We start from the raw sequence: 11,995 nt of genomic DNA on the forward strand, positions 1-11,995 counted from the left end.
CACCCTAATTTTAATTTTTTGCCTCTGAATGCTCTCAAATACTTATTTTTTCGTAGCTCCTTTTAGTGATCGCCTATTGTACCCAAGTTTCTCAAACCCAGTCCCCGTGAGCATTTGCCATTTGTGGATGAGTCTAATCTTTACCAGGATGCGAGGTGATTTTGTAGTAGCTACTTTGTTTGATGGTAATTTTGATGCGATCGCTAACAATTAAAGTTGACATTCCTAATTATTTTCGCGGCAAAAGATGAGGAATTTTTATCATCTGGCATCACGACCATTCCCCCACTGGGGATCTTCTATTACAACCCCACTGGGCAGGGTAGTGCGCCAGATCAAATTGGAACCCCGACAAATCATCCCGTTATCGGTATGAGCGCCTTTGAAATAGGTTCGAGCGAGAACAGCATACTCAAAAGATCCAATTTGGACTCCAGGGAAGTTAGCACAACTGGCATTCATGTGATCCAAGTTACTTCCCCGCAAGTCAGCGTTATCGAAAGCACTCCAATCCAAACAGGCGGCACGCAAATTAGCATCGCGGATAATTGCTCCTCCCAAACAACAACTTTCCAGGCAAATACCGCCCAAATCGGCTCCAGTCAAATCGGCTCCAATCAGATAGACATTACGCAATTCAGCGCCTCGCAGGTTGATATCTCGCAAAACGACACCATCGAGATCGAGTCCACTATGTTTGGAGCGGCGAAATCCATAGAGTCCATAATCAGCCAATTTAATTCCAGCAAAGTTACGTTCCCCATCAGCATAGCGCTCCAGCAACTCCTCAGCAGTAATTTCCCAGACCATTATTTACCTCCCGCATTAATTAACATATATGTGCAAACAACAGATAAAGGTACTGCCCTGAGCTTCAATGGCATCACTCATACCTACACTAAAGATGGTATATACACAGCAACGCTAACTCTTGTTACTTTGGAAACTTACAATGTATATGAAGCATCAGTGTAAGTAGTTCACTACAAAAAAAGAAGATATGCGAATTCTAATTGTCGAAAGCAGTATGTTGTTGCTCTTGACTGCAATGACAACTGGCTGTGTCAGTTCTTCCTCTGTTACAAAACAGCCACAAGCTTTGCCAGCAAGCACCGAACAGCCGACGAAAGAAGCTGTGTTGAACTCAACACCTACACCGATTGCAAAACCTATAGAGCATTCTACCCCCGAAGCCACTATTGCCACCAATCCGACGCGCTGTGAAACTAGTCAATTATCAGTGCGCCGAGTCTCCGAAGATGCTGGCGTTGGGAATGTTGCACTTACCTACGCCTTCACCAATAACGCCTCATCCCCTTGCACCCTCAACGGTTATCCGGGATTGGGACTACTGGATGCAAAAGATCAACCTTTGCAGGGGATTAAAGTTATTCGCTCCCAGGATACTTACTTTTCGAGTAAGCAACCTCGACAACAAGTAACTCTAGCTCCTGGAAAACAAGCCTCATTTCAGATAGCTTACAACCACATTAGTTCTCCAGATCAAAACTGCCCAATGTCTAGTAAAATTCAAATCACACCTCCTAATGCTTACCAGCACTTTACCCTTACAGAACAAATCAAGCCTTGTACAGGCAAAGTTAGAGTGACTCCAGTACGAGCCGTTAACACTCAACCCTAGTAAATTTCTGTAATTTACTCAAATACCCAGAAAAAGCATAAATTTAATCAAAGCCTCTGATAAGTTCAGGATTGTACTCATCAAAAAGGTTAAAAAATTCTATGGAAGGAATTGATGTTGCCGATCAAGACGGCAGAGTAGATTGGACGGCAGTAAAAAACTCTGGTAAAACCTTTGCATTTGTCAAAGCGACAGAAGGAGTAAGCATCAAAGATTCTGCCTTTGCTCATCATTGGCAAACCATGAAAGCTGTTGGTATTATTCGTGGTGCATATCATTTCTTTCACCCCCATACATCTGACCCAGTTCAGCAAGCAAAGGAATTCTTAAAAACGCTGGGGAAATTAGAACCGGGAGACTTACCACCAGTTCTAGATGTAGAGGTAACTGATAAAGTAAACAGCCAAGCAGTAATTAATGCAGCGAAGTTGTGGTTAGCAGAGGTGGAAAAAGCGCTTTTGCAACAAACAAAAAAACCAATCAAACCGATTATTTATACTTATCCCAATTTCTGGAAAGAAGAACTTGGCAATCCATCTGATTTTGCTAGTTATCCGTTATGGATTGCCCACTACGGAACTAGGAACCCAACTATTCCTGGTGCTTGGCAAGGACAATACTTAATCCATCAATATGAAGGTGATATATCTGGTGTAACTGGTGTTAGTGGTCGAGCCGATTTGAATAGATTTAATGGATTGCAGCTAGGAGATTCAGGGCTAAGAGTAAAACAATTACAACAGCAATTAAAAGATATTGGATTATATACTGATGCCATCGATGGGCGTTTTTCTGAGTCAGTTAAGAAGGCAATTGTTAGTTTCCAAACATCTAAGAAATTGCAGGCTGATGGAATTGTCGGTATAAAAACTTGGATAGCTTTATTATGGATTTAAGTCCGTGGGCATGAATAAACAAAGGTTTGTAGCAAGGGTTGGAGCCGTTAACTACAAACATTTAATTGATTTTATATTGCATAATACAGTTTGATTTATTCCGGTCACTACTTAACATCGTAATGCGCAAAATTGAGATTTGACCTGGAAAAAACCTTTAAGGATTCGTTTGAGTGAATTAAACTTGATGCGCCTGATAGCTTTATTCACTTCTACCCACTGCCGTTTTCTTTTACTTGCTTCTGGATAATCTTCACTCAGCATTTCGACTGATAGTAAATACATCTTGACGCAGTAAATTTTGCCTTGCTTGCGGTACTTGTAAGTTCCCAGTTCATTTGCATCTACTTGCCCAATTATCCCTGCTTCTTCCCACGCCTCTTTGGCTGCGGAAGCAGGCGGACTCATGCCATTAGGAATATCTCCTTTGGGAATCACCCAATGTTGAAAGTCGCGGGTTGTAATTAGCAAGATTTCAACTTTACCATTGTTCACTCTGTAAGGAATAACCCCAGACTGTTTAAACACTTTGCTGGCTTTTCGACTCATGTAATTTACATCCTGTACTAACTAGCTTTTTTGTACAATGCTTACTTCAAAAAGTCTAGAGCTGATACCGGATAAATTGTGGTTAACCTTAAGTTATGAAAAGATTAAATATTGCTTTTTAATTATAAACCTCGTCTAGGTTGAAACCCGTAGTTTTTCCTCATCAGGTTTCAATACTTTTCGGTTAGGGGGGAAAGGGAAAGGGTTTGAATTTACCTTTACCCCAAACCCAGTAACCTTTCCCCCAGACCAAAAGAGAGATTGTTGGGTTTATCCGAAAAGTATTGCATCAGGTTTGAGATGAGTTGTCACCCACAAACGCCGCCGCTGTATTGGGACAGGTGTTAATTCGTTGTTGAAATGCCAAAACGCGGATGTTTGCCAACAAATTATTGCTCTGGTGATAATTCTGATAGAAGGAAAACCCTTAAAGCGAAGCCCGCAGCGATAATAGCTGTGGGCTTCTTGAGAAGCTAATCATCGAACGGGTGATAGAGCAGATACAGGCGCAGGCATTTCAGCCGCTAGGGAGCTTCCAGGAGTTTGATCATTTTTTCTGCAACGCCTTTGCCAGAAGCGGGATTCTGTCCGGTGACGAGATTCCCATCGGCAATGCTGAATGCCTGCCAAGGTCCAGTTTTGTGGAAGATTGCGCCTTGTTGGGTAAGAGCCGTTTCCAACTCGAAAGGCACATCGACTTTAGCGTAGTTTTCTTCTTCGTCGTTCGTAAATGAACTAATATTCTTTCCAGCGAGCAAATAAGCATCGTTACTCAGCTTGACGTTCAGCAACGATACCGGACCATGGCAAACGGCTCCAACAACCGCATTTCGCTCGTAAGTCTCTTTAACAACCTTCTTAAGTAGCGGATGTTCGGGCATATCGACCATCGGTGCCAAACCGCCAGGAACGAAGATGGCGTCATACTGACTGACGTCAACGTCTGACAGCTTCTTGGCTTTCTGCATTGAAGCCCATCCTTTTCCCACCAAAAAAGACAGATTGTCAGGGTCGTCAGCAAGATTGAGCGCATCTAGAAACGGAGTATCTCCAGTAAGACTTGCGAAGTCGATTTGGTATTTTGCTCTGTCGAATTCAGCATAAGGATGTGCGACTTCGGGCAAAAAATTACCTGTCCTTCTGTTGTGCGGACCAATGACGTAAGCGTTCGATACGATGATCAGTATCTTTTTGGACATAATAGCTCCTTTGTACGGTCGGTTGCGATGTTTGGTTCGGACAGCTTCAAAGAAGTTTCTTTACTGTTATCACCTCACGGACTTCAAGATGCGGGATGATTTCGTTTACGACGATTTTCTTGTAGTGTTCTGATTGTCTATATATCGCTTGATTTTATCAATAATTTTTCCGTATAATATCCTGATTTAGAGTATTAAACAGAATTTTTCTGTATAACACCGATGGAACAACACCTAAAGAAACTCCTTGAACTTTAAAATTCATACGCGGCGCGAAACCCAAAAAAAAGGGATAAGCCTAAAGCCTATCCCTAAAAAATCAATTAATTAATCAATGTATCAAGTTCCTGAAGTCCAAGAATTGATGTACTCAATTTGATCGGCAGTTAGACTATCAATGGTGATCCCAATAGCCTGCAATTTCAACCGCGCAATTTCTTGATCGACTTCAACAGGAATTGAGTGCAAACCAGGTTCCAACTTACCCTTATTCTTCACCAAGAATTCACAAGCCAAAGCTTGGTTGGCAAAACTCATATCCATTACTGCGCTGGGGTGTCCTTCAGCCGCAGCTAGGTTAATCAAGCGTCCTTGTCCGAGAACGACAACTGATTTACCATTTTTCAATTTATACTCTTCGGTGAAAGGACGAACTTCTTTGATTTCCTTAGCTTGGGCAGCCAAGTATTTCAAATCCAATTCCAAGTCAAAGTGACCGGAGTTACAAACGATCGCACCATCTTTCATGACATCGAAGTGTTCGCCACGAACGACGTGCTTGTTACCAGTCACAGTGATAAATATATCACCTTGGGGTGCAGCTTCAGCCATTGGCAGAACGCGGAAGCCATCCATTACGGCTTCAATTGCCTTGATCGGGTCGATTTCGGTGACGATGACGTTAGCACCCATCCCACGGGCGCGGAGGGCTGTACCTTTACCACACCAGCCATAACCGACGACAACAATGTTTTTACCAGCCAACAAAATATTGGTGGCGCGGATAATGCCATCTAGGGTTGATTGCCCAGTACCATAGCGATTATCAAAGAAGTGCTTGGTGTCGGCGTCGTTGACGTTGACTGCGGGGAAGGTGAGAACGCCTTCTCTAAACATGGCGCGTAACCGCACGATACCAGTGGTGGTTTCTTCGGTGCTACCAATCAAATCAGCGATTTGGTGTTGGCGTTCTTGTATCAGAGTTGCAACCACATCGCTACCGTCATCAACAATGATGTTGGGGCGATGATCTAAAGCTATTTGGACGTGGCGGTTATAAGTTGCGTTATCTTCGCCTTTTTGAGCAAAGACGGGAATTTCATGATCGACAACGAGACTAGCGGCTACGTCATCTTGGGTTGATAAAGGATTGCTAGCAATTAAAAGCGCGTCTGCACCACCGGCTTTCAAAGCGATCGCCAAATGTGCTGTTTCTGTTGTAATGTGGGCACAAGCTACAAGGCGTAAACCAGCGAAGGGCTTTTCGATAGCAAAGCGATCGCGGATTTGCTTCAAAACTGGCATTTCGCGTCCAGCCCATTCAATGCGCTGTCTTCCCAAGGCTGCTAGGCCGAGGTCTTTAACCTCGTGCTTTAATCGGGGAGAAGTTGCGGTCATCAAAAGTTACCTCAAAAAATTAAAAAAGCTACGTAAATTTTACGCACTCTACTAGGTTATTGTACAACTGGCGATTTTTGCTCGTATGAAAGCAAATCACTAGTCAACAGTCCTCAAAACTAGCTTGACGTTTGATTACCCTAATGTCAACTTCCTCCCCAGCTTCTTCCTTTTTGTTTTATCTTTGGTAAGAGTCATACTCTAATCAGCCTTACATGTTGATTTTCAGCATCTTGTCATCTGTCGAAAGATAGAATAAAAACAAAAAAACATCAAAATTTCATTGTCTAAAGGGAAAACCTCAACTTTAGATAGGTACATCTACCCAAAGTTATTGCGGAGGATAGCGATAGAAGTAGTCACCAGTAGATTTTATTCAAGGAGGTGTTTAAGTGCGCTTTCAATTTTTGGCGTTGGCTTTGCCCGCCGTAGGCATCGCCAGTTCAATGGCTATAGGCGTTGTATCTGTGCCAAAAGCCACAGCCCAGATTCCTTTTGTACCGCAACTGCAAGCTCCCAGCAGTATTAGTAATGATTCAGATAACAGAGTTGTTTCGGGCTGGATTTATTTAGATGGCCGTCGGTTATTTCAAATAGCGGCAACAAGAACCAATTTTCCTGAGCGTTCAGAAGATATTCAAAAGAAGTTGGAGAAAATTGGTCAAAATTATTTTCAATCACCAGCAAACACACCAGTCAAGGTAGATGTTCGCAAAGTAAACGAATTACCAGTAATTTATATCAACGGTCAATATCTGATGACCGTTACTTCTGAAGACGCTGGACTGCGACAGGTAGATGTATCGACATCGGCAAATCAAGTCAAAGAATCGTTAGAAGAAGACTTGCAACAAGCCAAGCAAGAAAGGCAAATTCAATATTTAATCGACCAAGGTAAAATTGCTGCGGGCATCGGACTGGCAATGATTGTCGTGAGTTGGGGAGTATATAGCTGGCAACGGCGTACCCAAAAGGATTTAGAAAACTCCATTGCCTCCCAACCCCAAAGGGAACTCTTCAACTACCCAAAACCAGCAGATCAAGCAATTACAACACAACTAAATCAACGGCAACAGCAACATCTTCAAGAAGCCAAGAGACGATTGTTTCAGCTCAGTCAAGCCGGAATTTGGGGAGGTGGAAGCTTCTTTATTTTGGGTCTATTTCCCTATACACGAGGTTTTCAGGTAGCAATTCTCATAGCAGCCCAATTTCCTGTGCGATTAGGTGTCGTATGCTTGGCAACTTATGTAGCAATTCGTTTGACCTACGCCCTGATTGACCGCTTCGCCTCCACTCTGATTAGCAGTGGTGCTTTCCTCACAGCAGAAAGTTCTGCACGGTTGCAACTGCGAGTTTCCACATTTTCTGGTGTCACTAAAAGTATCACTACTGCTATCTGGGTAGGAGTAGGTTTCTTGATCGCGCTAGTATCCTTGGGGATAGATATCGTTCCCTTGCTAGCGGGTGCTAGTTTAGTTGGTGTTGCATTGTCTTTGGCATCACAAAACTTAATTAAAGATGCGATTAACGGTTTTTTGATCATTTTAGAAGACCAGTATGCTTTAGGCGATGTGATTAATGTGGGAGACGTGGGAGGCTTAGTAGAAAATCTGAATCTGCGGATGACCCAACTGCGGGATTCTGAAGGACGCTTAATCACAATTCCCAATAGTGAAATTAAAGTTGTTGCCAATCTTTCTAGTCGTTGGTCACGAGCCGATTTAACAATTCCCATCGCCTACCAAGCCAATACAGAAGAGGCTTTGAACTTGATTGCAACTATTGCCGATAAGATGAATCAAGAAATGCAATGGCAGAGTCAAATTTTGGAACCGCCGCAAGTTTTGGGAATAGATCAATTTGGCGATCGCGGTTTGATTATTCGTGTCTGGATTAAAACACAGCCCCTCAAACAATGGGATGTCGCACGCGAACTTCGCCGCCGCCTGAAAGTTGCCCTAGACGAAGCTGGAATTTCCATCTCTGTACCTCAACAAGCAATTTGGGTCAATGACGATCAATTGTTAAATTTTTCGAGTAATGGCAAAGATAATTAGAAGCCTTCTCAACAAGCTACGGTATACACACAAGTTCTAAAAACCTAGCTTGATAAGACTTGACTCGTTTGTGTCGTCTTGTTCCCAGCCTCCAGGCTGGGAATGTATTTAAAAGAGGCTCTGCCTCTTGTCAAGCTACTGGAGGCGGAGCCTCCCAGAATGGATTCCCTGCCTATAGGCAGGGAACCAGTCAGAGTAAGGGCTGTATCTTTTCTTAATGCTATTCGGTTTTAACCTTAACTGAAGCGTATTGAATTATAAGCTTTGCCGACTCTGCCTCTAATGATACATTGAGTTACTAGCATAAATGTATGCATTCCCATACTGAGTATAGGAAAAAGAAAATATCTAACATTAAGCCTTAATAAATCCTTATATTAATAAAAAGCTACTACGTTCCTAACCAGTCTGAAACTTTTCCTTGATTTATGTTTGTCAATACCTTCATCAGACGGCCAGTGCTGACGACGGTCTGCACGTTCATCATCTTGCTGCTGGGAAGCATCTGTATACCGATTCTTCCCATTTCTCAGCTACCAGACCTTGCCCCAGTGCAAATTACTGTTAGCTCCAACAATATTGGTGCAGATGCTCAAACAACAGAAAATACTGTCACCAACATTATTGAGCGACAAATTAATGGTGTTAAAGATGTATCTTATATATCTTCTAATACGGGTAATGATGGTTCGAGCAATATAACTGTCTCCTTTCCAACTAATGTCAATAGCGATATTGCTCAAGTAAACGTTCAAAATAAAGAAGCACTGGCTTCACCTCAATTGCCAGATACTGTTCAACGAACAGGTGTGACTGTTGAAACGGCATCGAGCAGTTTGCTGCTTGTCTATGGGTTTTACTCAGAAAATAATGAGTATGACAACATTTTTATCAGCAACTATGTCGATCTGTATATTTTCGATCAGATCAAACGGCTTCCTGGTGTAGGAAGTGCCAGGGTTTTTGGGGAACGCAAATATGCCATGCGTCTCTGGCTTGATCCCAACAAGCTTGCCCAACATCAACTAACTCCGCAAGATGTGACAGCTGCCCTGCAACAACAAAATATTCAGGTGGGTGCAGGGGCGATTGGTAAGGAACCAGCACCAGATAATCAAAGCTTTGAATTTGCTTTACGGGCAACCAGTCGATTTAAAGATGCGGCTGAATTTGAGGATATGGTGCTGAAGGTAAGTCCAGCTGGCACTAGTAGCAGTACTAATAGCACCAGCAATAGCAGCATTCTAGTTAAAGTCAGAGATGTCGGTCGAGTTGAACTAGGAGCAGAGAACTATCTCGCTGATGCCAAATTCACCATCCCAGGAAATGCGCCCAAGGCAGCCGTGGGTTTGGGGATATATCAACTTCCGGGTAGTAATGCCCTCAAGGTTGCTCATGCTGTTGAAGAACAGATCGAGATACTAAAGAAAAATTTTCCACCTGGACTAAAAGCAGAGTTGGCATTTGATACCACTCCGTTTGTAGAAATTTCTTTAGAAGAAGTTCTGCACACTCTGGTTGAGGCGATTATCCTAGTGGTCTTGGTAATTTTTGTCTTTTTACAAGACTGGCGTACTACGATCATTCCGACTGTAGCGATCCCCGTTTCCTTGATTGGGACGTGTGCGGCTCTGTTGGTTTTAGGATTTCAAATTAATACACTGACCTTATTTGGTTTCGTACTCGCGATCGGGATTGTCGTGGATGATGCCATTATTGTGGTCGAGGCAGTTGCAGTCAAACTAGAGCAGGGTATGAGGCCCTTTGAGGCCGCTGTCGAAGCCATGAAGGAGTTAACTGGGGCAATCATTGCCACTTCACTTGTACTCATGGCGGTATTTATTCCAGTTGCATTCATTCCGGGTACTACTGGGATTGTCTACAAACAATTTGCGTTAACCGTTGCTTGCTCCATTGCCATTTCCACCTTCAACGCCTTAACCTTCTCTCCGAGTATGGCAGCCATTCTCATGCGCCCTGCTCAGACTCCACGGGGGCCTTTGGGATGGTTTTTTACGCAATTTAATCGGGGATTTAGCTGGTTCACGCGGCGATATGTCGGGTTTGTTAGCTACCTTACCCATGTCAAACCGATTGTAATTGGGGTTTTTGTCACTGGTTTATTAGCAACGGTTTTGATGTACAGAGCAGTGCCTACCGGATTTATTCCAGAGGAAGATCAGGGTTACTTCTTTGTCATTGTCCAAGGGCCTGACGGCGTTTCTTTGAAATACACCGAATCTGTGATGAACAAGGTAGTCAAAGAAGTCACATCGGCTCCCGAAGTTAGAGCTAGTTTTATGATCAGTGGCTTTGGTTTCGATGGCAATGCTTCTAATTTAGGCATTGCCTTTGCTAACCTGAAACCCTGGAAAGAGAGAACTGAAGAATCTCAATCTGTTTATGGCATACTTCAGAGACTGAACAAAAAGCTCTCTACAATTACAGAAGCCAGAGCGATCGCAGTGAATGCTCCTCCAGTGAGAGGATTAAGTACTACGGGTGGTTTTGAGTTTATCATTCAAGACAAAACCGGCAGTGCGCCGATTGAAACCTTAATTGAGGCTGCTCAAAAAGTGATTGGGGCGGCACGTACAAATCCTGCTCTCCAAGGAGTCTTCACTCAGTTCACCGCAGATACTCCCCAATTTGATATTCAGGTAAACCGCAACCAAGCCAAAGCTCTCAATGTCGAAATTAACGACATCTTTGGGGCGTTGCAAACTTACTTGGGGTCGCAATATGTGAATAACTTCGTGCAGGGACAGCGACAGTATCGGGTATATGTCCAAGCAGACGGGGTGTTCCGCTCGAATCCAGATGATATTGGCAAGCTTTATGTTCGCTCTGCCAGTGGGGCAATGATTCCGTTGAGCAGTTTGGTGAAAATTACTCCCTTCGTGGGGCCGAAAACCATCGCCCATTACAACTTGTACAGGTCAATCAAAGTACAGGGCGCTCCGGCTCCCGGTGCTAGTTCTGGACAGGCAATTAAAGCAATGGAGCAAATAGCAGCAGAAAACTTACCTCAAGGTTTTGGTTATGAGTGGACAGGGACTTATCTCCAAGAGAAAACATCTGGGGGAGCTACAGGCTTGATTTTTGGTTTAGCGATCGTTATTGTCTTTCTGGTGCTGGCGGCTCAGTATGAAAGCTACATTGACCCAATTATTATTTTGCTGACAGTTCCCCTAGCAGTCTTGGGAGCAATGACAGCGATTTGGCTACGTTCCAATATTTTCATGGCAGGTAGCCTCTTCCCCAAAGTGGTGGATGATATCTATTGCCAGGTAGGTTTGGTAACTTTGATTGGTCTAGCTGCCAAGAACGCGATTCTAGTTGTGGAATTTGCCAATCAACTGCACGAGCAGGGCATGAGCTACACGCGGGCGGCGGTGAAAGCGGGGCAAGAACGCTTGCGACCAATCTTAATGACATCCTTTGCCGCACTGTTAGGATTTTTGCCTCTGGTGATTTCTCAAGGGGCTGGAGCCAGCAGCCGTTGGTCTTTAGGAACAGCCCTGTTTGGGGGGCTGATGCTTTCGACGTTCTTGAGTTTGTTCTTAGTGCCAATTTTGTATATTTTGGTTAAGAGCTTGGCTCAGGCTATATTACCTCGGAAGGGAGGAGGTTCAAATCCTCCAGATTCTCCAAATGGAGCTTCGGGAACTAGACATGAAGTTCTACCTGCTGGCTCAAGTCAGCCAGAGACGCAACTTAGGTCTCAAGAGGATGGGATAACCTAAGTTTTGTCTTTAAGTCTGCTAGCAAAGTGCAGAGTAACCCTTTTAAAAGGGTCAGGGGGGCAGGCAGGGCTGTTTCATTCCCTTTATTAAGAAGAAGTGGATGGACTCAGCCCTATGTTCCGCTCTGATTCACGGCAGCAGATAAGACAATAGACTCATCCACAAATGGCAAATGCTCACGGGGACTGGGTTTGAGAAACTTGGGTACAATAGGCGATCACTAAAAGGAGCTACGAAAAAATAAGTATTTGAGAGCATTCAGAGGCAAAAAATTAAAATTAGGGTG

Annotated in this window: 8 protein-coding genes; 4 read left to right on the top strand and 4 right to left on the bottom strand. The window is 43.6% G+C overall.

What is annotated here, in order from left to right; all coding sequences use genetic code 11:
• Positions 1 to 261 precede the first annotated feature (261 nt).
• A complete protein-coding gene (locus tag HWQ42_RS04570; protein WP_292809726.1) occupies positions 262 to 810 on the bottom strand; it encodes a pentapeptide repeat-containing protein in 549 nt (182 codons plus the stop codon).
• Positions 811 to 1,000: 190 nt separating this feature from the next.
• On the opposite strand from HWQ42_RS04570, the gene HWQ42_RS04575 reads away from it, so the two are divergent.
• On the top strand, positions 1,001 to 1,642 hold the full coding sequence (locus HWQ42_RS04575) for a DUF4232 domain-containing protein (RefSeq protein ID WP_292809728.1): 642 nt from the start codon (positions 1,001 to 1,003) through the stop codon (positions 1,640 to 1,642).
• Positions 1,643 to 1,743: 101 nt separating this feature from the next.
• The gene (locus tag HWQ42_RS04580) at positions 1,744 to 2,538 is read left to right on the top strand and encodes a GH25 family lysozyme (RefSeq protein ID WP_292737571.1); all 795 of its coding nucleotides are present in this window, start codon (positions 1,744 to 1,746) and stop codon (positions 2,536 to 2,538) included.
• Between the two features lie 111 nt (positions 2,539 to 2,649).
• Here HWQ42_RS04580 and HWQ42_RS04585 read toward each other — a convergent pair whose 3' ends face one another.
• The 3 genes from HWQ42_RS04585 to ahcY form a co-directional block, all read right to left on the bottom strand.
• Positions 2,650 to 3,087, bottom strand: coding sequence for an NUDIX hydrolase (locus HWQ42_RS04585; RefSeq protein ID WP_292737569.1), 438 nt, complete (start codon positions 3,085 to 3,087; stop codon positions 2,650 to 2,652).
• Positions 3,088 to 3,611: 524 nt separating this feature from the next.
• Entirely contained in the window at positions 3,612 to 4,286 is a 675-nt protein-coding gene (locus HWQ42_RS04590) for a type 1 glutamine amidotransferase domain-containing protein (protein WP_292809730.1), read from the bottom strand.
• Between the two features lie 339 nt (positions 4,287 to 4,625).
• Positions 4,626 to 5,903, bottom strand: coding sequence for an adenosylhomocysteinase (gene ahcY, locus HWQ42_RS04595; protein ID WP_292737565.1), 1,278 nt, complete (start codon positions 5,901 to 5,903; stop codon positions 4,626 to 4,628).
• 446 nt (positions 5,904 to 6,349) lie between these two features.
• Here ahcY and HWQ42_RS04600 point away from each other — a divergent pair, with 446 nt between their 5' ends.
• Together HWQ42_RS04600 and HWQ42_RS04605 are read left to right on the top strand one after the other, a co-directional pair.
• Positions 6,350 to 7,963, top strand: a complete 1,614-nt coding sequence (locus tag HWQ42_RS04600) for a mechanosensitive ion channel family protein (RefSeq protein ID WP_292809734.1) — start codon at positions 6,350 to 6,352, stop codon at positions 7,961 to 7,963.
• A gap of 428 nt (positions 7,964 to 8,391) precedes the next feature.
• Complete coding sequence (locus HWQ42_RS04605) at positions 8,392 to 11,709, top strand: efflux RND transporter permease subunit (protein ID WP_292809732.1); 3,318 nt, start codon at positions 8,392 to 8,394, stop codon at positions 11,707 to 11,709.
• Positions 11,710 to 11,995: the final 286 nt, after the last annotated feature.

It is taken from the genome of Nostoc sp. JL23, assembly GCF_017115065.1.
GTDB classification, from domain to species: domain Bacteria; phylum Cyanobacteriota; class Cyanobacteriia; order Cyanobacteriales; family Nostocaceae; genus Nostoc; species Nostoc punctiforme_A.